At 63.9% G+C, this 25,036-nt stretch carries 26 protein-coding genes and 1 tRNA gene; 22 read left to right on the plus strand and 5 right to left on the minus strand.

What is annotated here, in order from left to right; translation table 11 throughout:
• Positions 1-3 precede the first annotated feature (3 nt).
• The 8 genes from trbL (at position 4) to CRO48_RS07425 (ending at position 6,935) form a co-directional block, all read left to right on the plus strand.
• On the plus strand, positions 4-1,362 hold the full coding sequence (gene trbL, locus CRO48_RS07390) for a P-type conjugative transfer protein TrbL (RefSeq protein ID WP_025292291.1): 1,359 nt from the start codon (positions 4-6) through the stop codon (positions 1,360-1,362).
• On the plus strand, positions 1,359-2,048 hold the full coding sequence (gene trbF, locus CRO48_RS07395) for a conjugal transfer protein TrbF (RefSeq protein ID WP_025292290.1): 690 nt from the start codon (positions 1,359-1,361) through the stop codon (positions 2,046-2,048). Before trbL ends, trbF begins: the two co-directional genes overlap by 4 nt.
• Positions 2,045-3,061 (plus strand): P-type conjugative transfer protein TrbG, encoded by a 1,017-nt coding sequence (gene trbG / locus CRO48_RS07400; protein ID WP_025292289.1) that lies wholly within the window; start codon positions 2,045-2,047, stop codon positions 3,059-3,061. Before trbF ends, trbG begins: the two co-directional genes overlap by 4 nt.
• Positions 3,058-4,209: a TrbI/VirB10 family protein gene (locus CRO48_RS07405; RefSeq protein WP_228222505.1), complete on the plus strand. Its 1,152-nt coding sequence runs from the start codon at positions 3,058-3,060 to the stop codon at positions 4,207-4,209. The genes trbG and CRO48_RS07405 overlap by 4 nt, the downstream gene beginning before the upstream one ends.
• 2 nt (positions 4,210-4,211) lie before the next feature.
• Positions 4,212-4,427: a DUF2274 domain-containing protein gene (locus CRO48_RS07410; RefSeq protein WP_025292287.1), complete on the plus strand. Its 216-nt coding sequence runs from the start codon at positions 4,212-4,214 to the stop codon at positions 4,425-4,427.
• 135 nt (positions 4,428-4,562) lie between these two features.
• Positions 4,563-4,877, plus strand: coding sequence for a hypothetical protein (locus CRO48_RS07415; RefSeq protein WP_025292286.1), 315 nt, complete (start codon positions 4,563-4,565; stop codon positions 4,875-4,877).
• A gap of 19 nt (positions 4,878-4,896) precedes the next feature.
• Positions 4,897-5,286 carry an HVO_A0114 family putative DNA-binding protein gene (locus CRO48_RS07420; RefSeq protein ID WP_047099775.1) on the plus strand — a complete coding sequence of 130 codons (390 nt, stop codon included), beginning with the start codon at positions 4,897-4,899 and terminating at the stop codon, positions 5,284-5,286.
• A complete protein-coding gene (locus CRO48_RS07425) occupies positions 5,283-6,935 on the plus strand; it encodes a recombinase family protein (RefSeq protein WP_097137746.1) in 1,653 nt (550 codons plus the stop codon). The genes CRO48_RS07420 and CRO48_RS07425 overlap by 4 nt, the downstream gene beginning before the upstream one ends.
• On the opposite strand, the gene CRO48_RS07430 is transcribed toward CRO48_RS07425, so the two are convergent.
• Positions 6,903-6,992, minus strand: a tRNA-Ser gene (locus CRO48_RS07430). The two genes, CRO48_RS07425 and CRO48_RS07430, sit on opposite strands and share 33 nt — an antisense overlap.
• A gap of 312 nt (positions 6,993-7,304) precedes the next feature.
• Between CRO48_RS07430 and rplU the strand changes: the two genes are divergently transcribed.
• From rplU to CRO48_RS07450, 4 genes are all read left to right on the plus strand, one after another.
• Positions 7,305-7,679, plus strand: a complete 375-nt coding sequence (gene rplU / locus CRO48_RS07435; protein ID WP_097138042.1) for a 50S ribosomal protein L21 — start codon at positions 7,305-7,307, stop codon at positions 7,677-7,679.
• A gap of 30 nt (positions 7,680-7,709) precedes the next feature.
• Entirely contained in the window at positions 7,710-7,979 is a 270-nt protein-coding gene (gene rpmA, locus CRO48_RS07440) for a 50S ribosomal protein L27 (protein ID WP_097137748.1), read from the plus strand.
• Between the two features lie 127 nt (positions 7,980-8,106).
• The gene (locus CRO48_RS07445) at positions 8,107-8,739 is read left to right on the plus strand and encodes a GNAT family N-acetyltransferase (RefSeq protein ID WP_097137750.1); all 633 of its coding nucleotides are present in this window, start codon (positions 8,107-8,109) and stop codon (positions 8,737-8,739) included.
• Positions 8,736-9,326: a GNAT family N-acetyltransferase gene (locus tag CRO48_RS07450; RefSeq protein ID WP_097137751.1), complete on the plus strand. Its 591-nt coding sequence runs from the start codon at positions 8,736-8,738 to the stop codon at positions 9,324-9,326. The genes CRO48_RS07445 and CRO48_RS07450 overlap by 4 nt, the downstream gene beginning before the upstream one ends.
• 32 nt (positions 9,327-9,358) lie before the next feature.
• Here CRO48_RS07450 and CRO48_RS07455 read toward each other — a convergent pair whose 3' ends face one another.
• On the minus strand, positions 9,359-10,219 hold the full coding sequence (locus CRO48_RS07455) for an endonuclease/exonuclease/phosphatase family protein (RefSeq protein ID WP_097137753.1): 861 nt from the start codon (positions 10,217-10,219) through the stop codon (positions 9,359-9,361).
• Positions 10,220-10,292: 73 nt separating this feature from the next.
• Here CRO48_RS07455 and obgE point away from each other — a divergent pair, with 73 nt between their 5' ends.
• The 10 genes from obgE (at position 10,293) to CRO48_RS07505 (ending at position 20,267) form a co-directional block, all read left to right on the plus strand.
• A complete protein-coding gene (gene obgE / locus CRO48_RS07460) occupies positions 10,293-11,306 on the plus strand; it encodes a GTPase ObgE (RefSeq protein WP_097137756.1) in 1,014 nt (337 codons plus the stop codon).
• A 1-nt stretch (position 11,307) separates the two neighbouring features.
• Positions 11,308-12,483 (plus strand): glutamate 5-kinase, encoded by a 1,176-nt coding sequence (gene proB, locus CRO48_RS07465; RefSeq protein ID WP_097137758.1) that lies wholly within the window; start codon positions 11,308-11,310, stop codon positions 12,481-12,483.
• Positions 12,476-13,747 (plus strand): glutamate-5-semialdehyde dehydrogenase, encoded by a 1,272-nt coding sequence (locus CRO48_RS07470; RefSeq protein WP_097137760.1) that lies wholly within the window; start codon positions 12,476-12,478, stop codon positions 13,745-13,747. The genes proB and CRO48_RS07470 overlap by 8 nt, the downstream gene beginning before the upstream one ends.
• Positions 13,748-13,762: 15 nt before the next feature.
• On the plus strand, positions 13,763-14,392 hold the full coding sequence (locus tag CRO48_RS07475; RefSeq protein WP_097138044.1) for a nicotinate-nucleotide adenylyltransferase: 630 nt from the start codon (positions 13,763-13,765) through the stop codon (positions 14,390-14,392).
• A gap of 53 nt (positions 14,393-14,445) precedes the next feature.
• Entirely contained in the window at positions 14,446-14,904 is a 459-nt protein-coding gene (rsfS, locus tag CRO48_RS07480; RefSeq protein WP_097137762.1) for a ribosome silencing factor, read from the plus strand.
• Between the two features lie 97 nt (positions 14,905-15,001).
• Positions 15,002-15,484 carry a 23S rRNA (pseudouridine(1915)-N(3))-methyltransferase RlmH gene (rlmH, locus tag CRO48_RS07485; RefSeq protein ID WP_097137764.1) on the plus strand — a complete coding sequence of 161 codons (483 nt, stop codon included), beginning with the start codon at positions 15,002-15,004 and terminating at the stop codon, positions 15,482-15,484.
• 183 nt (positions 15,485-15,667) lie between these two features.
• Entirely contained in the window at positions 15,668-17,101 is a 1,434-nt protein-coding gene (locus CRO48_RS07490) for a murein hydrolase activator EnvC family protein (RefSeq protein ID WP_097137766.1), read from the plus strand.
• Positions 17,091-18,413 carry a S41 family peptidase gene (locus tag CRO48_RS07495; RefSeq protein WP_097137768.1) on the plus strand — a complete coding sequence of 441 codons (1,323 nt, stop codon included), beginning with the start codon at positions 17,091-17,093 and terminating at the stop codon, positions 18,411-18,413. Before CRO48_RS07490 ends, CRO48_RS07495 begins: the two co-directional genes overlap by 11 nt.
• Before the next feature lie 73 nt (positions 18,414-18,486).
• Positions 18,487-19,701, plus strand: coding sequence for a divergent polysaccharide deacetylase family protein (locus CRO48_RS07500; protein ID WP_097137770.1), 1,215 nt, complete (start codon positions 18,487-18,489; stop codon positions 19,699-19,701).
• A gap of 38 nt (positions 19,702-19,739) precedes the next feature.
• Entirely contained in the window at positions 19,740-20,267 is a 528-nt protein-coding gene (locus tag CRO48_RS07505) for an RNA pyrophosphohydrolase (protein ID WP_097137772.1), read from the plus strand.
• 129 nt (positions 20,268-20,396) lie between these two features.
• On the opposite strand, the gene CRO48_RS07510 is transcribed toward CRO48_RS07505, so the two are convergent.
• The 3 genes from CRO48_RS07510 to CRO48_RS07520 form a co-directional block, all read right to left on the minus strand.
• Positions 20,397-23,429, minus strand: coding sequence for a calcium-binding protein (locus CRO48_RS07510; protein WP_097137774.1), 3,033 nt, complete (start codon positions 23,427-23,429; stop codon positions 20,397-20,399).
• A 634-nt stretch (positions 23,430-24,063) separates the two neighbouring features.
• Complete coding sequence (gene bfr, locus CRO48_RS07515) at positions 24,064-24,549, minus strand: bacterioferritin (protein WP_097137776.1); 486 nt, start codon at positions 24,547-24,549, stop codon at positions 24,064-24,066.
• Positions 24,515-24,826, minus strand: a complete 312-nt coding sequence (locus CRO48_RS07520) for a (2Fe-2S)-binding protein (RefSeq protein ID WP_097137779.1) — start codon at positions 24,824-24,826, stop codon at positions 24,515-24,517. The genes bfr and CRO48_RS07520 overlap by 35 nt, the downstream gene beginning before the upstream one ends.
• Positions 24,827-25,036 lie beyond the last annotated feature (210 nt).

Here is a 25,036-nt window from a genome sequence, read left to right on the forward strand (position 1 = left end):
ACCATGGGCGGCACCGGCGTCATCGACTCGTTTCTAGGCGTATTCACCTCATACATCGACAGCGGCTTCGGCCTGCTCGGCGGCGAGGTGGCGTTCATCGCCACAACGCTCATCGTCATCGACGTGGTGCTGGCGGCACTGTTCTGGTCGTGGGGCGCCGATGACGACATCATCGCCCGGCTGGTGAAGAAGACCCTGTTCGTCGGCGCGTTCGCCTACATCATCGGCAACTGGAACAATCTGGCGCGCATCGTCTTCGAGAGCTTCGCCGGTCTCGGCCTCAAAGCCTCCGGCACCAGCTTTTCCACCGCCGATCTGATGCGCCCCGGCAAGGTGGCGCAGACCGGCCTCGACGCGGGCCGCCCGCTGCTCGACTCCATCTCCGATCTGATGGGTTACTGGTCGTTCTTCGAGAACTTCATCCAGATCGCCTGCCTGATGTTCGCCTGGGCGCTGGTGCTGCTCGCCTTCTTCATCCTCGCCATCCAGCTTTTCGTGACGCTTATCGAGTTCAAGCTGACCACGCTCGCCGGCTTCGTGCTGATCCCGTTCGGTCTCTTCGGCAAGACTGCCTTCATGGCCGAGCGCGTGCTGGGCAACGTCATCTCGTCGGGGATCAAAGTCCTCGTGCTGGCCGTCATCATCGGCATCGGCTCGACGCTGTTCTCGCAGTTCACCGCAGGCTTCGGCGGCGCAACGCCGACCATCGACGACGCCATGGCGATCGTGCTCGCCGCCTTGTCGCTGCTCGGCCTTGGCATCTTCGGTCCCGGCATCGCCTCCGGTCTCGTTTCGGGCGGCCCGCAGCTTGGCGCGGGTGCGGCGATCGGCACCGGCCTTGCCGTAGGAGGCGCAGCCCTTGCCGCAGGCGGTGCAGCCGGTCTCGCCGTCAAGGGAGGTGCTACCGCCATGTCCGGTGGCGCCGCGGCCGTTCGGGGCGGCGCTGCCGCCTCCGGAGGGGCCGCAGCGACCTACAGCATGGCTTCGCTCGGCCAATCTGGTGCGGCGGGCGTTGCTTCCGGTCTCGGCGGGGTTGCCCGCGCGGCAGGCTCCGCCGCCGTATCGCCTCTGAAACGCGCCGCCTCGAAAGCAACGGAAAGCGTCAAATCCAGCTTTTCGGATGGCGCACGCGCAGCCTTCGGGGTGACAGGGGGATCATCCACCGCAGGCACGGCCGGAGGCAGCAGCGCAGCCCCCGCAGCAGCGTCTTCCCCCGCTGGCAGTCCCCCGGCCTGGGCGCAGCGGATGCAGCGTTCCCAAGCCGTGAATCACGGCGCCACCATGGCCGCCCATGCGGTGCGTTCCGGCGACAGCCACGGTGGCGGCTCCTCCGTCAATCTCTCTGAAAGTGACCGCTCATGAGCATCTTCAAACGACCATCGACCCATTACGGCAAATCGCCCGAACCCGAGACGCCTTACCAGAAGGCTGCTCAAGCCTGGGATGAGCGCATCGGCTCGGCCCGCGTGCAGGCGAAGAACTGGCGCTATATGGCCTTCGGATCGCTGATCCTCTCGGCCGGTTTCGCCGCCGCGCTCGTCTGGCAATCAGCGCGCGGGACCGTGGTGCCGTGGGTGGTGCAGGTCGATAATCTCGGCCAGGCGCAGACTGTCGCACCCGCTAACGCCGATTATCGCCCGACTGACCCGCAGATCGCGTTCCATCTGGGCCGCTTCATCGAACAGGTCCGGGCGATCCCGGCAGACGCCATCATCGTCCGCCAGAATTGGCTCCGCGCCTATGAGTGGACCACGGATCGCGGCGCAGCGGCCTTGAACGACTACGCCCGCAGCAACGACCCGTTCACGAAGGTCGGTCGGCAGCAGGTCGCCGTCGAGGTTTCCAGCGTCATCCGAGCATCGAACGACAGCTTCCGCGTGGCGTGGACCGAGCGCCACTATGAGAACGGCCAGCTTTCCACGACCGAACGATGGACCGCGATCCTGACCATCGTGATCCAGACCCCGCGTGACTCCGAGCGCCTGCGCGCCAATCCGCTCGGCATCTATGTCAACGCAATCTCATGGTCGCGGGAGATGAGCCAATGACCCGCACGACGCTCCGCAAAGCCCCATTTCAGGATTTCCGTAAACCCGCCTTCGCGGCTTTGATGCTGTCGGCCACGATGCTCGCCGGCTGCGCGACCAACCGCACGCCGCAATTCAGCTACGACGCCGACGTGCCGTCATCGCCCGTTGTGCCGGCCGCCGTCACCGATGACCGGCCCCGGCCGCTGCATACGCCACCGGCCTGGACCGTGGCGCGCGGCGGGACCTCCGCCGGAACACCGGCAGGCCGTGTCGAGAACGCCAATGCCGCCGCGCGCGTCGAGCCGCGCCGCGAGGGCTACTATAACGCCATCCAGATTTATCCCTGGTCGGAAGGCGCGCTCTATCAAGTCTATGCCGCACCGGGACAGATCACGACCATTGCGCTCGAACCCGGCGAGGGCCTGACCGGCGCGGGGCCGATTGCAGCCGGCGACACCGCCCGCTGGATCATCGGCGATACCGAGAGCGGATCGGGGACAACACGCCGCGTCCATATCCTCGTGAAGCCGACGCGCCCGGACATCATGACAAACCTCGTCGTGACGACCGACCGGCGCACCTACATGATCGAGTTGCGCGCCCGCGAAGCCCTCTATATGCCCTCCGTCGCCTGGGCCTATCCCGCACCACCAGCGGGCCAGCGCCAGACCGTTCCGGCCGCTCCGGTCATCCCGGCCGAGGCCGCGCGCAAATATCGCTATGGCCTGACCGGCGACAGCCCGCCATGGCGGCCCATCTCTGTCTTCGACGATGGTCGCCGCATCTATGTCGTCTTCCCTCGCGGCATCGTGCAGGGCGAGATGCCCCCGATCTTCGTCATCGGCTCGGATGGCGAAACCCAGATCGTCAACAGCCGCATCCACCAGAACATCCTGATCGTGGATCGCCTGTTCGGCGCGGCCGAATTGCGCCTTGGCAGCGGCGAGCGCCAGCAGACGGTCAGGATCGTCCGCATTGAGCAACGGCAGGCTGCACAGCCGGCAAAAGCGACCGGAGAATCCCCGTCATGACTGAAGACACGCCCCCTGTAGAAGCTGCAGCGGACACCACCACACCCATGCGGCTGCGCACTGAGCCGCCGCGCGTCACCCGTCTGTCCCGCAAGATGCTGGCCGGCGTCGGCGCAGTTGCTTTGCTCGGCATCGGCGGGGCGCTGATCTACGCGCTCCAGACTCGCGATGCAGGGCCGGGAGGCGAAGAACTCTATTCGACCGAGAACCGGCCCACGGCGGACGGCCTGTCCGGCCTGCCGCGCGATTATACCGGCCCGGTCCTCGGACCGGCATTGCCCGGCGATCTGGGCGGCCCGATCCTCGACGCGCAGAACAGGGGCCAGCCAGTTGCGCCGCCGGCTATGGCAACACCAGTTCGCGATCCTGCCGAGGAGCGCCGCCTCGCCGAAGAGGAAGCTGCACGTCTCAGCACGGTGTTTTTCCAGTCCGGGCAGAGAACGGCAACAGCCCCCGGTTCCAATATACCGGGCCTTGCAGGTCTTGGCGTCGGCGGTCAGCCAGCCACGCGAGACCGGCATACGGCCTTTCTCAATGGCCCGGTGGATCGGCAGACGGTCGCCCTGGATCGCATCATGGCTCCGGCATCGCCCTACATCCTTCAGGCCGGGGCCGTTATCCCGGCGGCGATGATTACCGGCATCCGTTCCGATCTTCCCGGCCAGATCACCGCGCAGGTCACGGAAAACGTCTACGACAGCCCGACCGGCAGCCTGCTGCTGATCCCGCAGGGAACGCGCATCATCGGCCAGTATGATGCCGGCGTGACCTTCGGCCAGCGCCGCGTGCTGCTCGTCTGGAACCGACTGATCCTGCCCAATGGCCGTTCCATAGTGCTGGAGCGCCAGCCGGGAGCGGACGCTTCCGGCTATGCCGGCCTTGAGGATGGCGTCGATTATCATTGGTGGGATCTGATGAAGGCAGCCGGCCTCTCGACGCTGCTCGGCATCGGCACCGAACTGGCGACCGATGACGAGGACCGCCTGATCCGGGCTATCCGCGACGGGGCGCAGGACACCATCAATCAGGCCGGACAGCAGATCGTCCAGCGGCAGTTGCAGGTCGCGCCGACGCTGACCATCCGGCCCGGCTTCCCGGTCAGGGTCATCGTCACAAGGGATTTAGTCCTCGAACCCTACAGGAATTGACCATGGCAAAGCTGAAACTCGGCCCGCTGGCCGACGACAAGCCGGTGAAGGTGGCAGTGGAACTTCCCGCGCAGCTCCACCGCGACCTGATCGACTATGCCGCTCTGTTGGCCGATGGCGGTGCGCCGATCGAGCCTGCCAGACTTATCGTGCCGATGCTGGAGCGGTTCATCGCCACGGATCGCGGTTTCGCCAAGGCGCGGCGGCAACCCTCCTGATCCATCGCGGTAGGGGTGCCGCCGGCGCACAGGTGCGAATGCGGCACGCTACACTCCGCCGGTCCCCCTCCATGCTTCGCTTAATTCCGGGGCCTGATGCGCCCCTGAATCCACCAGCGAAACACGGAGGATACCATGTGCGCAGAGCGCCGCCGCGCCCAACGAGGCCGCCCAAGACAGCCGGCCCCTGGAACGCTCCCCGACGACCTTTACGATTATGACGACGATCCCGTGCCGCGCATCAGCCCGTCGCGCGGCAGTCCGCCTCGTGTGTTCGACGTGGAGAAGCTGCCCGTCATTGATGACTGGCCCGAGGAAGTGCCGATCACCGAGGCCGAGATTCTGGTGTTCGAGCGCTGGTTCGCCGATGTTTTCGATGAAATGTTCGGCTCAGTCGATCTGCCTGAAGGCTTGAAAAAGTTATCGCGGTATGATAATGAAAAGCCATAACTGATGATCGAGCTATGCCATGACGACACTCAAGGTCGGGATCGCCGAACCCGATGAAATGAAAGCCCGCACCATGCGGGTCGCCAGGGGCGAGGAAAAGCCCGCACCCGGCGATCCGACTGTCTGGTTCGCGTCCACCATGTCCTTTGCCAAGTTCCTGTCGCCCAGCAACTGCGAACTGCTCCGCATCATCCATGAGCATGAGCCGGACTCGCTGGAGGAACTGGCGCAGATCACCGGCCGCGCGAAATCCAACCTGTCCCGGACCCTCAAGGCCATGGCCGGCTACGGCCTTGTTCGCATGGAGAAGGGCAAGGGTCTCAAGCTGGTCCCCAAGGTCATCCATGACCGCGTGGAGCTGGTCTTGCCCCTGATCGAGCGGCGCAAGTCGAAAGGAACCCGCAAATGAACGCACAATCCCCCAATGTCGCCCTGCGGGCTGCCCTGTATTTGCGCGTCTCTACCGCTCGGCAGGCCGAGCATGACGTGTCGATCCCCGACCAGCGCAAGCAGGGCGAAGCCTGGTGCGCGGCGCGCGGCTATCAGCTTGTCGAAATCTTCGTGGAGCCGGGCAACACGGCCACCAACGACCGCCGCCCTGAGTTCCAGCGGATGATCGAGGCGGGCACGTCGAAGCCCACACCGTTCGACGTGGTTCTGGTTCACAGCTTCTCGCGCTTCTTCCGCGATGCTTTCGACATGGAATATTACTATCGCAAGCTCGCCAAGAATGACGTGCGCCTCATTTCCATTACGCAAGAGCTGGGGGACGACCCGATCCACGACATGATGCGTCGGATCATGTCCTTGTTCGATGAATACCAGTCGAAGGAGAACGGCAAGCACGTCACGCGCGCTCTGAAGGAGAATGCCCGGCAAGGCTTCTGGAACGGTGCGTTGCCGCCGATCGGCTACCGGATCGCCGCCGCCGAACAGCGTGGGGCCAAGACCAAGAAGAAGCTGGAAATCGACCCGCTGCACGCCGACACGATCCGTCTGATCTATCGGCTCGCTCTGGAAGGTCAGGGCGACAGCGGCCAGATGGGCGTCAAGGCGATCGTCAAGCACTTGAACGCCAAGGGTATCTTCACCCGTGATGGCGGCCGCTGGGGCATCGGCCAGGTCCATCGCGTCCTGACCCGCCGCACCTATATCGGCGAACATGAATGGGGGAAGCGCAGCAAGCACAACGACCCGCGTTCCGCCGGCGAAATCGTCATCGTCCCGGTGCCCGCCATCATCGAGCGGGAGACTTTCTACGCCGTTCAGTCGCTTTTGCAGGCTCGCAACCCCAAGACCGAACTGCCCGCCCGCGTCGTGATCGGGCCGACCCTGCTGACCGGCATCTGTTATTGCGGCAATTGCGGTGGGGCCATGACCATCCGCACCGGCAAGAGCGGCCGCTACCGCTACTATGCCTGCTCGATCAAGGCGCGGCAGGGCGAGACCGGCTGCAAGGGCCGAGCGATCCCCATGGACAAGCTCGACGACATGGTGGTCAGCCATATCGAGGACCGCCTGCTCGATCCCGACCGTCTGGAGAAGCTGCTTGGCAGCATCCTCGGCCGCCGCGAGGATCAGGCCGAGCGCCGCCGCGAACACATCGCCTCTTTGCAGCGGCAGGCGACCGAATCGGAATCGCGCCTCAAGCGCCTCTATGACGCCATTGAGGCGGGCGTGGCTGATCTGGACGATCCGGCGCTCAAGGAGCGGATCGCCGGTCTCAAGGTTCTCCGCGATCAGGCGCGGGCTGATGCCGACCGGGCGCAAGCCCTGCTCGAAAGCCCCGGCCACAGTGCCCTCAGTCCCGCGATGATCGAAGGGTTTGCACGCCGCGCGCGGGAGCGCATTCGCGGTCACGAGGGCGGCTATCGGCGGGATCACCTGCGCGCGCTGGCGCAGCGCGTCGAGGTCGCGGACGACGCAATCCGGATCATGGGGTCGAAAACGGAACTGCTAAAGACGCTTATTGCCGGTCAAGGGCGGCAATCGGCGGCGATTGGCGTGCCCAGAGGCGGTCTGAAATGGCGGAGAGGGGGGGATTCGAACCCCCGATAGAGTTGCCCCTATGCCGCATTTCGAGTGCGGTGCATTCAACCGCTCTGCCACCTCTCCGCATACGGTCGGCGCTTGTTCAGCGCGCCGGCTACATAGCGGCTGATTTGCATGCTTGCAAGGGGCAGTTTCGCCTGGAGGCAACTAATTGACCGGAAAGCGGCAAAACGCCTTGACAGCTTTCAGAAGCTCGCCTATTGCCGCACGTGCGTGGCAAAGGACTAGGGTCTGCCCGCAGTGGTTGGCATCTTGCGCTGCGGCGGAAAATGCCGGGCCATTTTCACCGGCGGGATGACACCCGTCCATCCGACTGACAAAAAGACGGCCTCGCCTTGCTGCGAAGAGCCGGAAACGAACATGAAAGGACAAGAAATGTTCGCAGTCATCAAGACCGGCGGTAAGCAGTACCGCGTGGCAGCCAACGACGTCGTGACGGTTGAAAAGCTCGTCGCTGTCGCTGGCGACAAGATCGAATTCACCGAAGTGCTGATGGTCGGCGAAGGCGCCGATGCGACGATCGGCGCTCCCTTCGTCGAAGGCGCGGTCGTGACGGCCGAAGTCGTCGAGCAGGGTCGCGCCAAGAAGGTCATCGCCTTCAAGAAGCGTCGCCGCCAGAACTCCAAGCGTTCGCGCGGTCACCGTCAGCATCAGACGACTGTCCGGATCGTGGACATCGCGGCAGCCGGCGGCAAGGCCAAGAAGTCTTCCAAGAAGACCGAAGCCGCTGCCGAAGCAGCAGCGAACTGAAGATCAGGACGAAGGTAAAGGAGAACTCCCATGGCACACAAAAAAGCTGGCGGTTCCTCGCGTAACGGTCGCGATTCGGAGTCCAAGCGCCTTGGCGTGAAGAAATTCGGCGGCGAAACCGTCATTGCAGGCAACATCATCGTGCGCCAGCGCGGTACGAAGTGGCATCCGGGCGCCAATGTTGGCCTCGGCAAGGACCACACCATTTTTGCGCTTACGGCTGGCAACGTGAACTTCCGTACGAAGGCCAATGGCCGCGTGTACGTGTCTGTAATGCCGAAAGCCGAAGCAGCGGAATAAGCCGGTAGCGCTCTAAAACAGCCGGCGTCTCATCGACCCGGCTGATGCTACAGGTATCGAACCTGCAGAAACAAAAGGGGAGATGGGGCAATCCATCTCCCCTTTCTGTTGATCTGGAGGATCGAACATGTTCAGCGAATTGTTGAGGGAAGACCAATCCCGGTCTCCCGAACAACGGCCAAGGCCGGAACGGTCAAGGACCGATTGCCCGATCTTATTGACGCAGCGGCTCGTTCTCAGAGCCCCGCACGAAGACGACATCGACGCCCTTGCCCATCTCGCCAACAACGCCAACATCGCAACGATGGTCGCCCGCATGCCGCATCCCTATACGATCGCGGACGCGGCCGACTTCGTGCGACGCACAAAAGCCGGCGCGATTGGCAAGTGCGTCTATGCGATCACAAAGGCTGACAACGGCGCGTTCATCGGCTGCTGCGGTGTCGAGCCGCAGGAAGACGGGCGCACGGTCGAGCTTGGCTACTGGCTGGGCGAACCGTACTGGAACCAGGGCTACGCAACGGAAGCGGCGCAAGGTCTTACGGACATGGTCTTCAGGACCCGCGACGTCGACCAGATCGATGCGCGGTGCCGGGTCATGAACATTCCTTCGCGTCGCGTCATCCAGAAGTGCGGTTTCCAGTTCCAGGCGACCGGCATGGTCCAGAGCCTTGCCGTCGGGGGAATGGTGTCCGTCGAATGGTACCGGCTTGACCGGCGAACCTGGGTTTCCCTGAAGAGCTGGGGGAACATCGGATGAGCGCGCTTCGTCTTGAGCGGGAAGACCACATCGTCGGGGACCCTGGGGCGGTGCCGGCGATTGCGACGGCGCGGCTGACGCTGCGTCCGCATCGGCTGGCGGATGCGCCGGCGATCGCCGAATCTCTGAGCGACTTCCGGGTCTCGCGCATGCTGGCGCGGGTCCCGGCACCGTTCGACCGGCAGGATGCGGAAGAGTGGCTTGCGGGCGTGACGAGCGGGCTCGTGCCGGGCTGGGCGCTTGCCATCACCACCGGGGACGATGTCCATATCGGAACCGTCTTCTTCGAGGAACGGGCCGGCAGCTGGCATCTCGGTTACTGGCTGAACCGTTTCTACTGGGCTCGCGGCTACATGAGCGAGGCCGTCCAGGCGGCAACAGCGCGGTTTCTCATGCGGATGCCGGGCGTGGAGATCCGTTCGGGGGTGTTTGCCGACAATCCCGCCTCGCTGAAGGTGCAGGAGAGGATCGGCTTTCGCATCATCGGGCTGAGCGAGATCTACTCGGTCGCGCGCAGCGCGATGGTGCCGCATGTGGAAACGCTGCTTTCGCCGGGCGATTTTCGCCCGGCTGCCTCGCGGCGGTGACATCGACCTTCGCGCGATGGTGGAACTGCGGCCTAGCCGAGTTCGAACCATACCGGCAGGTGATCCGATCCGGTCGCGGCCTCGTCGACCCAGGCGTCCTTGAGGCGCCCGACAAGGCCGTGACTGACGAAGCAATAGTCGAGGAACATACGGTTGGCGTGGTCCTGCGGGTCGATCCAGCTGTAGCTGTCCTGTGTTCGCCGGCCGAGGCCGGCGAACACGTCGATCGGAAAGGTCGCCCGGATCTGCCTGCCATAATAGGCGTCGATTTCGCCGACCATGCTGCAATATTCCGGCGATTCCGGGATCATGTTGAAGTCGCCCATCAGGACGTAGTCGTCCGGGAAAGGCGGCTGTCGGAGACCGAACTCCTCGGCGCCGGAAATCGCGCCGCCATCGAGGGCATAGGCCTGCGCTTGCGCCTTCAGGTGGCGAATCTGTTCGATCCGTTCGCCGCGGTAGACATGGTCGAGATGGACGGAATAGACGCGCAGGGCGCCGCCCGCCGCATCGATCACGGCCTCGGTGGCGCCGCGCTGCAGGTTCAGCTTGTCGAGCGTGCGGCTGCGCGGCAGGGGAATGAGGCGGGAGGCGAGGATGGGATGGCGTGACAGCACCATGTTGCCGAACTGGAAGCGGCGGCTGACCGCGCGACCGCCCTCGACGACAGAGCCCGCGTCAACGTCGCAGGCCGGCCAGTAAACGGAAAAGTGGCCGGGGAGAAGGCTTTGGAGTTGGGCGACCATGTCGATTTCGCCGTTGCGATGGAAGCCGCGGGTCACTTCCTGCAGGGCGATGATGTCGGCGCCTTCGATCTCCGCGGCGATCCGGGGAAGGTCCAGCCGCCCGTCAAGGCCGATGCCATACTGGATGTTGTAGCTGACGAATTTCACGATAATCTTTGACCTCTGCAGGAACCGGCTATATCGAAGCTGCGAAACGCAAGCAAAAGAACGGCGAACCGAAATGAAGTTTCTCGATCAAGCGAAAGTCTATATCCGCTCAGGCGACGGCGGTGCAGGGGCTGTCTCGTTTCGTCGCGAAAAATTCATCGAGTTCGGTGGTCCTGACGGCGGTGATGGCGGGCGTGGCGGCGATGTCTGGGTGGAGGCCGTCAACGGCCTGAACACGCTGATCGATTTCCGCTACCAACAGCATTTCAAGGCCGCCACCGGCATGCACGGCATGGGCCGCAACCGGACCGGCGCGGGCGGCGCATCGGTGACGCTCAAGGTGCCGGTCGGCACGCAGGTGTTCGAAGAGGACGACGAGACGCTGATCGTCGACCTGACCAAGGAGGGGCAGCGCTTCCGGCTTGCCGCCGGCGGCAATGGCGGCTTCGGCAACACGCATTTCAAATCCTCGACGAACCAGGCACCCAACTGGGCCAATCCGGGTCTGGAGGGGGAGGAAAAGACGATCTGGCTGCGGCTCAAGCTCATCGCCGATGCCGGGCTGGTGGGACTGCCGAACGCCGGAAAGTCCACCTTCCTTGCGACCTGCACGCGGGCGCGGCCGAAGATCGCCAACTATCCCTTCACGACTCTGCATCCGAATCTCGGTGTCGCCACGGTCGACGGGCGTGAGTTCATCCTCGCCGATATTCCGGGCCTGATCGAAGGAGCGCACGAGGGGACCGGTCTCGGCGATCGCTTCCTCGGCCATGTGGAGCGCACGCGGGTTCTGCTGCATCTCGTGTCGGCGCAGGAAGAGAATGTCGGCAAGGCTTACAAGACCGTCAAAAACGAGCTCGAAGCCTATGGCGGCGGACTGACCGACAAGCCGGAAATCGTCGCACTGTCGCAGATCGACGTCCTGGATGAGGACGAGCTGAAGAAAAAGTCGAAGGAGTTGCAGAAGGCCTGCGGCCAGAAACCGCTCCTCCTGTCTGCGATTACAAATGTCGGCATGCTGGATGCTTTGCGCGCCTTGCGCGACGAAATCGTCCGCTTCGGCACGGAAGAACGGGAAGGCGACTAGGATGGCTGAGACCCGCAAGGCGCTTTCGAGCCATAAGCGCATCGTCATAAAGATCGGTTCTGCGCTGCTGGTCGATCGGGCGACGGGGTTGAAAAAGGCCTGGCTGGATGCGGTTTGCGCCGACATCGCCGCCCTTCGCGCCGGCGGCGCGGAGGTGCTGGTGGTCTCGTCGGGGGCGATCGCGCTCGGGCGGACCGTGCTGAACCTGCCCAAGGGCGCGTTGAAGCTGGAGGAGAGCCAGGCGGCGGCAGCCGTAGGTCAGATCGCCCTGGCCCGGGCGTGGTCCGAAAGCCTTTCGACCGAGGGAATCGTGGCCGGCCAGATCCTGCTGACCCTTGGCGACACGGAAGAGCGGCGACGCTATCTCAATGCGCGCGCAACGCTGCAGCAGCTGCTGAAACTCGGCTCCGTTCCGATCATCAACGAAAACGACACGGTCGCAACGACCGAGATTCGTTATGGCGACAACGATCGCCTGGCCGCCCGCGTCGCGACCATGGCGGGCGCGGACCTGCTGGTGCTGCTGTCCGACATCGACGGGCTTTATACTGCGCCTCCGCATCTCGATCCGCAGGCCAAGTTTCTCGAAACGATCGCCGAGATCACTCCGGAAATCGAGGCAATGGCGGGCGGGGCCGCTTCCGAGCTGTCGCGCGGCGGCATGCGCACCAAGATCGATGCCGGCAAGATCGCCACTGCTGCGGGCTGCGCGATGATCATCGCATCCGGCAAGCCTGACCATCCGCTCCGCGCCGTTGCGGAAGGGGCGCGCTCCTCGTGGTTTGCGCCATCCGGTTCGCCTGTTGCCGCGCGCAAGACGTGGATCGCCGGGCAGTTGCAGCCGGCTGGCATCCTTTCCATCGACGAGGGTGCGGAGATGGCACTGCGCTCCGGCAAGAGCCTCCTTCCCGCCGGCGTGCTGTCGGTGTCCGGGCTGTTCTCGCGCGGCGACACCATCGCGATCGTGGGCTTGAACGGCCGCGAGATCGCACGCGGACTTGCAAGCTATGACGCCGAGGAGGCGAGACAGATCGCTGGGAAGAAATCGACCGAGATCGCCGGCCTTCTCGGCTACCCGGGTCGGACCGCGATGGTCCACCGCGACGACCTCGTCATGACCGGCGCCCTGCGGCCGGACGGCGCGTTGGCGCAGAAGAAGGATCCCGCCCATGCTTGAGCAAGTCAACGTCGCCGAACTGATGGCCACGATCGGCCGGAGGGCGCGCGCGGCCGCTCGCCCGCTGGCGACGGCGTCGACGGAGACGAAGAACCGCGCCCTCGAAGCAATGGCTAAGGCCATAGAGGCGGAAAGGGACACGATCCTTGCTGCCAACGCGATCGACTTGGCCCATGCCCGCGAAAGCGGTGTTGCCGCATCCTTCATCGATCGGTTGACGCTGACACAGGAACGGATTGAGGCGGTCGCCGCCGGCATTCGCGATATCGCCGCCTTCAAGGATCCGGTTGGTGACGTGATCGCAGAATGGGACCGCCCCAACGGGCTGCACATCGAGCGCGTGCGCACGCCGCTCGGCGTCATCGGGGTGATCTACGAGAGCCGGCCGAACGTGACGGCGGATGCCGGCGCGCTTTGCCTAAAGGCCGGCAATGCCGTCATCCTGCGGGGCGGTTCGGACAGCCTGAACTCGTCTCAGGCCATCCATGCCTGCCTGGTGCAAGGCCTGAAGGAAGCCGGATTGCCCGAGCATTCCATACAGATGGTTCCGGTCGCGGACCGGGCGGCTGTCGGCGCGATGCTGTCGGGCCTCGACGGTTGCATCGACGTCATCGTGCCGCGCGGCGGCAAGAGCCTGGTGGCCCGCGTGCAGAACGAGGCGCGCGTTCCGGTCTTCGCCCATCTCGAAGGGCTCTGCCACATCTATGTCGATCGCTCCGCCGACCCGGAGATGGCGCGCCGTATCGTCGTCAATTCGAAAATGCGCCGCACCGGAATCTGCGGCGCGGCCGAGACGCTTCTGATTGACCGGACCGGCGCCGAGACGCTGCTTTCGCCGCTTGTTTCGGCACTGAAGGAAGCCGGCTGTGAAGTCCGAGCGACGGAGGAGATTCGCGCCCTCGTTCCGGGGCTGGAGCCGGCCACCGAACAGGACTGGTCCACGGAGTATCTGGACGCGATCATTGCCGTGGCGCTGGTCGATGGCGTCGAGGGCGCGATCGAGCATATCAGCCGCTGGTCGTCGGCGCATACCGAGGCGGTGATCGCGCAGGATCAGGCGGTGGCCGACCGTTTCTTCGCGGAGATCGATTCGGCGATCCTTCTGCACAATGCCTCCACCCAGTTTGCCGATGGCGGCGAATTTGGCATGGGGGGCGAGATCGGCATCGCCACGGGCAAAATGCATGCCCGCGGTCCGGTCGGCGTGGAGCAGTTGACCTCGTTCAAGTACAGGGTGCGCGGCACCGGACAGGTGCGGGCGTAGGTGAAGCTGGAGGGAATCGAGGCGCGCTACCTGCGGATGCCGCATGTCGAAAAAGGCATGGCGGTTGGCCTGTTCGGAGGCTCCTTCAACCCGCCGCACGAGGGTCACGTACTCGTGGCCGACATCGCGCTTCGCCGCCTCCGCCTCGATCAGCTCTGGTGGATGGTCACGCCCGGAAATCCGCTCAAGGATCATCGCCACCTTGCCCCCCTCGCCGAGCGCCTGAAGCTTTCGGAGGTGATCACCCCCGATCCGCGTATCAAGGTCACCGCCTTCGAAAAGACGATCGGCCAGAACTATACGGCCCGCACGCTTGAAATCGTCAGGGCCCGCAATCCCGGCGTCCATTTCGTCTGGATCATGGGCGCAGACAGCCTGCAGGGCTTTCATCGCTGGCAGAACTGGCAAAGTATCGCCCGGACCTTTCCGATTGCGGTCGTCGACCGCCCGGGGGCCACGCTGGCCTTCTTGTCCTCGATGATGGCCAAGACGTTCGACCGGGCCCGTGTCGACGAGGAAGATGCCGGCGCGCTTGCCTATCGTCGCGCGCCTGCCTGGACGTTCATTCACGGCCCGCGCTCGCTTCTCAGTTCCAGCGCGCTTCGCCACCGTGCCGAAGCCCAGAAACGCAGGGACGAAGACTAGCATCTTGAAACCGGCCCCTATTGGTGCCTAAATCTAGATGTGGTTCGACGTAGATGCGCGAATCATACCGTGCCGGATCTGTTAAGTGGAAAGGATTTACTCTGACAACAGTGCACGCGAAGGGAAGCGCTCGCGCCCTTCCCAAAAGCGCAGGACGCGGCGACGATGCTGCCGAACGCGCTCTTCAAGCCGTCCTCGTAAGCCTCGAGGATTCGAAGGCAGAAGATATCGTCACGATCGACATTGCCGGGAAGTCCGCGCTGGGCGACTACATGGTGGTCGCGTCCGGGCGATCCAACCGTCACGTCGCGGCGATCTGCGACCACCTGATCACCGATCTGAAGGATGAGGGCTTCGGTTCTGCCCGCGTCGAAGGACTGGAGACCGGCGACTGGGTGCTGATCGATACGGGCGACATCATCGTCCACGTGTTCCGTCCTGAAGTCCGCGAGTTCTACAACATCGAAAAGATGTGGGCCGCTCCGGACATGGAAGAGGGCACGTTGCACTAGAACGTCGCGCGCCCGCCTTCGGAGCGCGCCAGGCGGCCAGGAGTGAAAGACGTCCCTTGGGGCGACAGTTGCCGCTGCGCGACGGAGGTACCGGATCATGCGGATCGGGCTTTTTGCGGTGGGACGGCTGAAAGCCGGACCTGAGAAGGATCTTGCCGCGCGCTATCTCGATCGCTTTGCGAAATCGGGTCCGGCAATCGGGCTGGAACTCGGCAAGATGGTCGAGGTGGCGGAAAGCCGTGCCGCAAATGCCCAGACCCGCAAGCGCGAGGAAGCGGCCCTTCTCGACAAGGCGCTTGCCGCGGACACCGTGCTCGTGCTGCTGGACGAGCGCGGCAAGGCAATCGGGTCGGAAGACTTCGCAGGCCAGATCGGCAGATGGCGCGACGATGGCAAGCGCGAAGTGATGATCGCGATCGGCGGAGCGGACGGGCTGGAGCCTGCTCTGCACGCGCGCGCCGACGCGGTTCTTTGCCTCGGCAAGATGACCTGGCCGCACCAGCTTGTCCGCATCCTCATCGCCGAGCAGCTGTATCGCGCCACCACCATTCTCTCTGGCCATCCCTATCATCGCGTCTAGGATCAAGATTTGATCGCCACAGGGGATTTGTCCTTCGGGTCGAAATTTCGGCGCTGTGTTCTGGCGAAATCGCGATAGGCCTCGTCGGGGCGATTGGATCGGACGCGCGTGCAAGCAGAATTGATTTCCTCTGGCGCGGCCGCGTGCGCTAAACGGGTCGGACAAACAAGGCGCGGGAACATGATGGCGTCGGCACCAGGCAGAACCGGGGAAGGACAGGCGGTCCGTCGCGCATCGCGGCTGGGCCCGGCCGTGTTTGTCCTTTCGGCACTGCTTTCCGCCCCCGTCTTTGCAACCGATCCGGAACAGACGCCCGGCACGACGGGGCGCATCGCCCAGAGTACGGATGTGGAGGCCGATCCGGCGGCGGCGATCGCGCTTCGTCGCGACGGTACGCGGCGCGAACTGGAAGAGCTGTCCAAAACCATAACGCTTTCGCAGGACAAGGTTCGAGAGCTGGAAGCGGGGATCGACCGGTTGGCAAAGGATCGCGCCTCGCTGCGCGAGGCGATCGTCCGGTCCGCCCGGGCGCGCCAGGACATGGAAGCGAAGATTCTCGCCGGCGAAAAGCGCCTGGCCGGAATGCGCGGCGAGGAAGATGCGGCCCGCGCCTCGCTGCACGAGCGGCGCGGCCTGCTTGCCGAAGTGCTGGCGGCGCTGCAGCGCATGGGTCGCAATCCGCCCCCTGCCATCCTGGTCACGCCCGACGACGCGCTCGGCTCGGTGCGTAGCGCCATCCTGCTCGGTGCGGTCGTTCCCGGCATCCGGGCCGAGACCGACAAACTGGTCGCCGACCTGCAGAAGCTTATCGCGATCCGTAACCAGATCGGCAAGGAGAAGGCCGATCTGGCGACAGCGATGAGCAGCCGGCTGGAAGAGGAGAAGCGGTCGCAACTCCTGATCAGCCAGAACGAGGCTCTGGCGGCGGAGAATACGCGGACGCTGGAAGCGGAGCGGCGGCGCTCGGACGAGCTCGCTGGACGCGCCACCAGCCTGGAAGGCCTGATCGGCAGCATGGAGCGCGAAATCGCATCGGTCCGCGAAGCGGCGGCCCTGGCACGCGTTCAGGAAGCCGAAAGGGCGAAGCAGACGGAAGACGAACGCCGGCGCGCGCGAGAAGCGGCGCTCTCCGCCTCGCCCGACAAAAACCGCATTGCTCCGGCATATCCGTTCTCCGAATTGCAGAAGCGGCTGGCATTTCCCGTTGCGGGTGATCCGGTGCGGCAGTTCGGCGATGCGGATGGCACGGGCCATTCGTCACAGGGGCTGATTCTTGCGACGAATGCGGGCGCGCTGGTGACGGCGCCGGCGGATGGCTGGGTGGTGTTCGCAGGAACATTCCGGAGCTATGGCCGGATGGTCATCCTCAATGTCGGGGACGACTATCATCTCGTGCTTTCGGGCATGGACCGGGTGAGTGTGAGAGAAGGACAGTTCGTCGTGGCGGGCGAGCCGCTCGCCGTGATGGGTGAAAAAAGAGTGGCAAGCGTGAACGCATTGGCGCTGGAAACGGATCGGCCAACGCTTTACATTGAGTTTCGAAAGAACGGCAAACCGGTTGATCCCAGACCCTGGTGGACCGCAAGTGTCTCTGGAAAGGTACGTGATGATTCGTAGGGCTTCCCTTGTTCTCGTCGGAGCACTGATGGGTGCTACGGCCATGAGCGCAATCTATTCGGTGACGGCGCCGGCAGAGGCTGCGGGTTCGTCGACCTACCGCGAACTGTCCATCTTTGGCGACGTGTTCGAGCGCGTGCGCGCGCAATACGTGACCCCGCCCAAGGAAGACCAACTGATCGAAAATGCCATCAACGGCATGCTGACTTCGCTCGACCCGCATTCGTCCTACATGAACGCCAAGGATGCCGAGGACATGCGCACGCAGACGCGTGGCGAATTCGGCGGCCTGGGCATCGAAGTGACGATGGAAGATGAGCTGGTCAAGGTCATCACGCCGATCGACGACACTCCGGCTGCTCGCGCCGGCGTTCTTGCAGGCGACCTGATCTCGAAGATCGATGGCGCGGACGTTCGCGGCCTGAAGCTCGAGGAAGCCGTCGACAAGATGCGCGGCAAGGTCAATACGCCGATCAAGCTGACGCTCATCCGCAAGGGGGCCGACAAGCCGATCGAACTGGAGATCATGCGCGACATCATCGCGGTGAAGGCGGTGAAGTATCGCGTCGAGAACGACGTCGGATATCTGCGTGTGATTTCGTTCACGGAGAAGACCTTCGACGATCTTGAAAAGGGCATTGAAAAGATCAAGGCCGACGTTCCCGCCGACAAGCTCAAGGGCTACGTTCTCGACCTGCGCCTGAATCCGGGCGGCCTGCTCGACCAGGCGATCAACGTTTCGGACGCTTTCCTGGAACGCGGCGAAGTCGTGTCGACGCGCGGCCGCAACGAGGATGAGACCCGGCGCTTCAACGCCTCCCCCGGTGATCTGACCGATGGCAAGCCGCTGATCGTTCTGGTCAACGGCGGCTCGGCCTCGGCTTCGGAGATCGTGGCGGGTGCGCTGCAGGATCTTCGCCGCGCCACGGTCGTGGGCACCCGCTCCTTCGGCAAGGGATCGGTCCAGACGATCATTCCGCTTGGCGACGCCGGGGCTCTGCGTCTGACGACGGCGCTCTATTACACGCCGTCGGGCAAGTCGATCCAGGGCACGGGCATCACGCCCGACATCAAGGTCGATCAGCCGCTGCCGCCGGAACTGCAAGGCAAGCTTGAGACCGCGGGCGAGTCGAGCCTGCGTGGCCATATCAAGGGCCAGAGCGAGAACGAGGAAGGCTCCGGCTCCGCTGCCTACGTGCCGCCGGAAGCAAAGGACGACCTGCAGCTGCAGTACGCACTCGAGCTGCTGCGCGGCGAGAAGACCGATCCGTCGTTCCCCGCCAATCCTGAAAAGGCTGAGCTGAAGAACTAAACTCAGACGACCCGGCTTGCTGCTACAGCGGTGCGCCGGGTCTTTCGCATTCGCGGGCAGGGCGGCCTCACTTTTGGGAACGGATCTCAACGCACCCCTCGGTCAGAACCGGAAGGTGTCGCCCGGCCGCAAGCGCGCGCCGCGCCATTCGGCGGCGCGTCTGGCTGCCTTTCTCGTCGTAGCCGGCGTTCTCGGCCTTTCACTATGGTCGGCATTCGGCCCGCGCGGCGACTTCAGGACACCCGATCCGGTCGACCAGCAAGCAGATGAGGCAGACATCCAGCCCGCCGTTCCCGCCACATCTTCGGAGAACGCCGAAGTGTCGCCCTCTGGCGGCGGCGTGCGGCGCGAACGCGGCCTTTCCGGCGCAAGCGTGGAAGAAACCCGCAATGCCGATGGCAGCGTCGTACGCAAGTTCACGCCGAAGGACCGGGACGGCACGGGACCGCTGATCATAGAAGCAAGCCGGATCGGGCAGGATCCGCGCTCCGCCGGCTTCCCCAATGAAGATCTCGTCGAGGCGACCTCTTACGGAAAGCTCCCGATCGTCGGACCCGACGGACTGCGTCCGATGGAGCAGTACGCCCGCCCCTGGTCGGGCGCGCGCGGCACGCGGATCGCTATCGTCGTCGGCGGGCTCGGCCTTAGCCAGACCGGTACGCAGAAGGCGATCCGGGATCTGCCGCCGGAAGTGACGCTCGCATTCGCATCGAGCGGCAACAGCCTGCCGCGCTGGATGCAGGAGGCGCGCCGCGAGGGCCACGAGATCCTGCTTCAGGTACCGCTCGAGCCCTTCGAGGATCCGGCCAACGAGCCTGGCCCGCATACGCTGCGCACCGATTTCAGCGCCAAGCGCAATCTGGACGAACTGCATCGGGCGATGGGGCAGATCACCAACTATACCGGCATCATGAACTACATGGGCGGGCGGTTCCTTGCCGATGCCGACGCCATGGAGCCTGTCATGCGCGACCTTTCCGAGCGTGGGCTGCTGTTTCTCGATGACGGTACCTCTGCCCAGTCGCTGTCCGGCACGATTGCCGGTGCGCTCGACATGCCGCACGCCTTTGCCGACGTGCAGCTCGACGCGACGCTTTCACGAGACGCCATCCTGCGCAAGCTCGACGAACTGGAGCGGATCGCGCGACGCAACGGCAGCGCGATCGGCGTTGCCTCCGCCTTCGATGAGAGCGTCGAGGCCATTGCTGAGTGGTATCCGGAGGCCAGTCAGCGCGGTCTGGAAATCGTCGGTGTCGCTGCGCTGGCCGAACAGAATAGCCAGCAGTAATCCGCTGGAGCAGAGACAATCAGAAACGGAAATGGACGATGAGCAAGGATAAGAAGCGACCGGTCCTGGCGGAAGACCTACCCTACCGTCCCTGCGTGGGCATCATGGTGCTGAACCGGCAGGGGCTGGTCTGGGCGGGGCGGCGCGTCGCCATCGGTAATTCCGAGTATGACGGCTCGCCGCAGCTGTGGCAGATGCCGCAAGGCGGCATCGACAAGGATGAAGATCCGCTGAAGGCGGCGCATCGCGAGCTTTACGAGGAAACGGGCATGCGCTCGGTTTCGCTGATCGCGGATGCCGGCCGGTGGATCAACTACGATCTGCCGCCGCACCTGATCGGCATCGGGTTGAAGGGCAAGTATCGCGGTCAGACGCAGCGCTGGTTCGCATTCCGCTTCGAGGGCGACGAGAACGAGATCGCCATCAATCCGCCTCCCGGCGGGCATGAGGCGGAGTTCGACGCATGGGAATGGAAGGAGATGCGGCAATTGCCGGAGCTGATCGTGCCGTTCAAGCGCAGGGTCTATGAGGAGGTCGTCGCGGCCTTCGCCCATCTCGCCCCGTAGCCTTCCATGCTTCCGGCCTGTTGATCGCTTCACGTGAAACCGCCCACGGCCTGCGCCGCGGGCGGTTTGCTGTTTGGCGGTCCGGCTGGACGATGACGAAAGTCTCCTCCAGCCGAAACCTTTCGCCGGTCAGATGAAGGCGAAGTCGTCAACGCTCAGCGACTTCACGCCTTGCAGCGTGGCGACGAGTTCCAGATCAGCATCCGTGCCCTTGCCGTCCGCGTCGAACCAGAGGCGCCCGTTGTCGGTCTCGAGCAGGAAAGTGCCTTTGGTGGCGGTCGCGACAGGGTCGGCGCCGGTGACGAGGGTCACGGTCTTGTTCCCAGCGGCGATGCCATAGGCGCCCTTGGAGACGACGAGCTTGTCCTGGCCACGGGTGAAGTCCGTGATCACGTCGCCCTCGCCGTCACGACCGGCGCTGTCGAAGACGAACTGGTCCTTCCCGGTGCCACCGGTCAGCCAGTCGTCGCCGGCCCCGCCGATGAGCTTGTCGTTGCCGGAACGGCCATCGAGGACGTCGTCCGAACCGTTGCCGTAGAACACGTTGTCCCCGGCGTCGCCGCGGATGGCGTCGTCATTGTTGCTGCCCTGGATGATTTCGATGTTCTTCACCGTCAGGCCGAGCGCCAGTCCCTTGTTGGTTGCCTGGTTCTGCAGGTCGAGGACGACGGAGGTGGTGCCCCCTCTGAAGGACAGCGTATCGGTGCCATACCCGCCGTCGAAGACGTCCTTGCCGCCAAAGTCGGTCCGGATGAGCAGGTCGTTGTCGGCGTCACCGAACAGATTGTCGCTGCCGGCTCCGTCCTCCAGCTTGTCGGCGCCAGTACCGCCGCGCAGCGTGTCGTTGCCGGCATTGCCCTTCAGCCAGTCGGCCAGCGCGCCGCCGGAGACGGTGTCCTTGCCCTTGCCGCCGTCATAGTCCAGCGCTTCGAAGCCCTGGAAGGACGTCGTCGCATCGACCTTCACCGTGCCGGTGGAGAAGGTGAAGGCGATATCCTTCGTCTGCTCCGTCATCAGGAGATGCAGCGTATCGCTGCCTTCACCGCCATCGGCGACGTCGCCCGCGCCGGCATAGACATGGTCGTTGCCCTTCTCGCCGTAGAGCTTGTCCTTGCCGCCGGTGAGGCCGAGGCCATCGCCGTAAAGCGTGTCGTTGCCGTCACCGCCGCGAAGCGTGTCGTTGCCGACGTCCCCTGAGAGCAGATCGTTTCCGCTGCCGCCGGCGAGGGTGTCGTCACCCGCCCGGCCGCGCAGTTCGTCGGTCAGGTTGCCGCCGGTAAAGACGTCATTGCCGGACCCGCCCACCAGGGAGACGCGTTCGACGCCCTTCACCGTCACCGACGCGTTGGCCACGGTGACGGTCGAGGCGACCTTGTAGGTGATGCCCTGCGTATACTTGCTGAAGTCGATTGAGGCGAAGTCCGTGCCGGCGCCGCCGTCGAGCGTCAGCTTGCCCGTGGAAGCCGCGCGGAAGAAATCGTCGTCGCCGTCACCCATGTTGACCGTGTAGTGGCCCACGGCCTTGGCGCCGTCGCGGACATAGACGTCGTCCGCACCGCTGCCGGCGTCGATGGTGTTCGTGCCGCCGGCGTCACGGATCACGTCGTTGCCCGCGCCGGCGGTGAGCTTGTCGTTGCCTTCGCCGCCGTCGAGCAGGTCGTTGTAGGCCGTGCCCATCAGCGTGTCGTTGCCGGCATAGCCGTAGAAGGTGACGCCCTTGGCCGCGCCGACCGACTTCACCACATCGTTCCCGGAGCCGAAGTCGACGTGGAAATACTCGAAGTTCGTCATCGAGGAGCCGTCCGTCAGGGACGCCGTCGCCCCGCTGACGGAGAAGGTCTGGCTCGTCGCCAGCGACTTGCGGTCGACATAGACGCGGTCGGTGCTTGCGCCGCCATCGGCCTTGTCGGCTCCGCCGTCGCCCAGATAGACGCGGTCGTCGCCGTCGCCGGCATTGATCGTATCCTTGCCTGCCCCGGCGCGCAGTTCGTCGTTTCCGGCCCCGCCGTTGATCACGTCGTCTCCTGCCCCGGCATCGACGACGTCATGGCCGCTGCCGGTCGTGATCTTGTTTATACCGGAACCGACGGCATGAATGCTGTAGTGCTCGATGCCGGAGAAGGTCGTGCCGCCCGAAAGAGTGTTGACCTGGGTCGGCAGCTTGGCCGTGAAATCTCCGGTGAACTTGGTGACGATGAGACGGTCGCTGCCGCTGGTATCGGTGATCTTGTCCTTGCCGTCGCCGAAGGCGTACCGATAGGTGTCGTTTCCGCTGCCGCCCTCGATGACGTCGTCGCCGAGGCCGCCTGTGAGATCGTCGTCGCCGACCCCGCCATTTATCGTGTCCTTGCCGGTTCCGCCATTGATGGTGTCGTTGCCACCATCGCCGTAAAGCAGGTCGTTGCCGTCGTCGCCATTGATCATGTCGCCGTCGTCACCACCCCAGACCCTGTCGTCGCTTTCGCCACCGGAAAGGATATCGACCCCTTTTTCGCCGTGGAGCGTGTCCTTGCCCTCCGCGCCGTTGAGGATGTCGACGCCATGACCGCCATAGAGCGTGTCGTCGCCTTCGCCGCCGTCGATATAGTCGCTGCCGCGGCCACCCTTGAGTACGTCGTTTCCGCCGCCGCCCATGAACATGTCGTTATAGTTGCCGCCGGTGATATTGTCGGCGAAGTCCGTGCCGGTAATCTGGTAGCTCTCCACGTAGCTCGTCTTGATGTTGCCGACGAGCGTCTGTTCGGAAATCCAGTCCTTGATCGCGATCGAAACGCCGCTGGTGCGATCGCCATAATCCACCATCAGGCGGTCGGTGCCCGATCCGCCATTGACGATGTCGCCGGCCATATCCTGCAGCCCACCGGCCATGAGGGTGTCGCGGCCGGATCCGCCGTTGAGACGGTCGGCGCCGAGCCCGCCGGTGAGCATGTCATCGCCACTGTCGCCATTCAGCGTGTCGTTGCCGATATCGCCGACAATGTAGTCGCTCTGGAAGGAGCCGTTGAGCTGGTCATTGCCGGCGCCGCCCATGATTGTATCGCTTCCCATGCCGCCATTGACGATGTCGTCGCCGTCGAGCGCCATGATCATATCCTGCTCGGCCCCCAAGAGGTCCTTGCCTATCAAATTGTCGGCTCCCATCGAGCCCATGATCGTTGCCATGCGTTTCTCCTAAAGATGGCTGTTTTCGGGGAATTGCATTTCCCGGAGACGGCTGTCGTGCCGCCAATCCGGGACGGGAGGAGCGTCGGCGGACACTGCTGCCGCGCCGGACCTTTTCTTTGCGTCACTGCACCTGGCTTTCGTCCTCCACACGCTGCCGGAGCGCTCCGGCTTTCGAAGCGGCGCGCCAAACGCTGCTTCACGCAGCCATATTGAGGAGAAAGCGCCGGCTCTCTGTTCCGCCGGGAACAGCAACCGGCGATAGAGAACACGCATAGGATGAGCGGAACGGCCAGGCAGGCGTTGCGGCTGACCGGCCCTCAAGCGGGCGGAACCGCTGTCCATTGGCTCTGCGCGTCGAGGCTGTCACGGGAAACGGGCATTCGAGCCGTCTGGCCATGCAAGACAGCGGTTCAGGCGCGCGGTTTGCGGAGGCGGAGAGGTGTTCGCGGCGATGTCCGGTCGCGATGCGGGAACATTCCCAGGCGGCGACCGGCGCGCGGTGGGTTTGCCGCGATCCTCAGCCGTCCCGATGATGCTGCGGATGATATGCGCGAAACGAAAAATCCCCGGCGGATGGCCGGGGATTCGGTGTCGAGTGACCGTGTCGTCAAATAGCTGTGACGAAAGCCGACTATTCCGCTTCGTTGGCCGGGGCCGCGTTGAGCTGGCCGTATTTCTCGGCGCCAAGCTTGTTCAGCAGGTCCAGCTGCGTCTCGAGGAAATCGATGTGCCCCTCTTCGTCGGCCAGAAGCTCTTCGAAGAGTTTCATGGTCACGTAGTCGCCGGCGTCATGACAGATATCGCGGGACTTTTTGTAGGCCGTGCGGGCGTCATATTCGCCGGCGAGGTCGGCTTCGAGCACTTCCTTGACGTTCTGGCCAATGCGCAGAGGCGCGACCGTCTGCAGGTTGGGATGACCTTCGAGGAAGATGATGCGCGCGACCAGCTTGTCGGCGTGCTGCATTTCCTCGATCGATTCGGCACGCTCCTTCTTGGCGAGAAGCGTGTAGCCCCAGTCTTCCAGCAGGCGGTAGTGCAGCCAGTACTGATTGACGGCCCCGAGCTCAAGATAAAGCGCCTCGTTAAGCTGCTCGATTACTTTTTTGTCGCCTTTCAAGGTCCGCTCTCCTGTTGTCTTCATGGAATTGTTTGAGGCGGGCCATGAAATCAAATATCTCCGCGTCCGTCGAGTGGCGGTCGGCGTGATACTGTTCGGTGGTGCGGATGATAATGTCGACGACGTTGGGGAAACAGCCGCAACAGCGGCCACGCTTCTCCATGGCATGATAAACTTTTGCGGGCACGATCAGCTGCCAACGGTCCTGGTCGAGGAGCTCGTTTATGACGTCAACGATCTCTTTGTCGCTAATGAAGTTGCAGCTGCAAACCAGCATTTGTTCTGCCTGCCATGCGAAACGCCCTGAATTCCGGCGATTAAGCAAAAGGAGATATTTGCTGTCAAGATAAAACAGGTCAGCATCGCTGCCGAGTTCTTTTTAGTCATTCTAAACTTGAGGAATTCGTTCGTGTTTTCAAAATGTTGGATTGATCGATTGCTGTTTTAGCGATGGCAGATGTCGCCCTGGCAGGCGATCACTTTTTGT

It is taken from the genome of Rhizobium subbaraonis (assembly GCF_900220975.1).
GTDB classification, from domain to species: Bacteria; Pseudomonadota; Alphaproteobacteria; order Rhizobiales; family Rhizobiaceae; genus Mycoplana; species Mycoplana subbaraonis.

What these genes read in the sequence shown, in the direction of transcription:
- rpmA (WP_097137748.1), top strand. Translation starts at nt 7,710, where the DNA reads ATGGCACACAAAAAAGCTGGCGGTTCCTCGCGTAACGGTCGCGATTCG.
- CRO48_RS07495 (WP_097137768.1), top strand. Translation starts at nt 17,091, where the DNA reads ATGATTCGTAGGGCTTCCCTTGTTCTCGTCGGAGCACTGATGGGTGCT.
- CRO48_RS07405 (WP_228222505.1), top strand. Translation starts at nt 3,058, where the DNA reads ATGACTGAAGACACGCCCCCTGTAGAAGCTGCAGCGGACACCACCACA.
- rlmH (WP_097137764.1), top strand. Translation starts at nt 15,002, where the DNA reads ATGCGGATCGGGCTTTTTGCGGTGGGACGGCTGAAAGCCGGACCTGAG.
- trbG (WP_025292289.1), top strand. Translation starts at nt 2,045, where the DNA reads ATGACCCGCACGACGCTCCGCAAAGCCCCATTTCAGGATTTCCGTAAA.
- CRO48_RS07415 (WP_025292286.1), top strand. Translation starts at nt 4,563, where the DNA reads ATGTGCGCAGAGCGCCGCCGCGCCCAACGAGGCCGCCCAAGACAGCCG.
- CRO48_RS07420 (WP_047099775.1), top strand. Translation starts at nt 4,897, where the DNA reads ATGACGACACTCAAGGTCGGGATCGCCGAACCCGATGAAATGAAAGCC.
- CRO48_RS07490 (WP_097137766.1), top strand. Translation starts at nt 15,668, where the DNA reads ATGGCGTCGGCACCAGGCAGAACCGGGGAAGGACAGGCGGTCCGTCGC.
- rsfS (WP_097137762.1), top strand. Translation starts at nt 14,446, where the DNA reads ATGCGCGAATCATACCGTGCCGGATCTGTTAAGTGGAAAGGATTTACT.
- CRO48_RS07425 (WP_097137746.1), top strand. Translation starts at nt 5,283, where the DNA reads ATGAACGCACAATCCCCCAATGTCGCCCTGCGGGCTGCCCTGTATTTG.
- CRO48_RS07445 (WP_097137750.1), top strand. Translation starts at nt 8,107, where the DNA reads ATGTTCAGCGAATTGTTGAGGGAAGACCAATCCCGGTCTCCCGAACAA.
- rplU (WP_097138042.1), top strand. Translation starts at nt 7,305, where the DNA reads ATGTTCGCAGTCATCAAGACCGGCGGTAAGCAGTACCGCGTGGCAGCC.
- proB (WP_097137758.1), top strand. Translation starts at nt 11,308, where the DNA reads ATGGCTGAGACCCGCAAGGCGCTTTCGAGCCATAAGCGCATCGTCATA.
- obgE (WP_097137756.1), top strand. Translation starts at nt 10,293, where the DNA reads ATGAAGTTTCTCGATCAAGCGAAAGTCTATATCCGCTCAGGCGACGGC.
- trbL (WP_025292291.1), top strand. Translation starts at nt 4, where the DNA reads ATGGGCGGCACCGGCGTCATCGACTCGTTTCTAGGCGTATTCACCTCA.
- CRO48_RS07520 (WP_097137779.1), bottom strand. Translation starts at nt 24,826, where the DNA reads ATGCTGGTTTGCAGCTGCAACTTCATTAGCGACAAAGAGATCGTTGAC.
- CRO48_RS07510 (WP_097137774.1), bottom strand. Translation starts at nt 23,429, where the DNA reads ATGGCAACGATCATGGGCTCGATGGGAGCCGACAATTTGATAGGCAAG.
- CRO48_RS07505 (WP_097137772.1), top strand. Translation starts at nt 19,740, where the DNA reads ATGAGCAAGGATAAGAAGCGACCGGTCCTGGCGGAAGACCTACCCTAC.
- trbF (WP_025292290.1), top strand. Translation starts at nt 1,359, where the DNA reads ATGAGCATCTTCAAACGACCATCGACCCATTACGGCAAATCGCCCGAA.
- CRO48_RS07470 (WP_097137760.1), top strand. Translation starts at nt 12,476, where the DNA reads ATGCTTGAGCAAGTCAACGTCGCCGAACTGATGGCCACGATCGGCCGG.
- CRO48_RS07410 (WP_025292287.1), top strand. Translation starts at nt 4,212, where the DNA reads ATGGCAAAGCTGAAACTCGGCCCGCTGGCCGACGACAAGCCGGTGAAG.
- CRO48_RS07450 (WP_097137751.1), top strand. Translation starts at nt 8,736, where the DNA reads ATGAGCGCGCTTCGTCTTGAGCGGGAAGACCACATCGTCGGGGACCCT.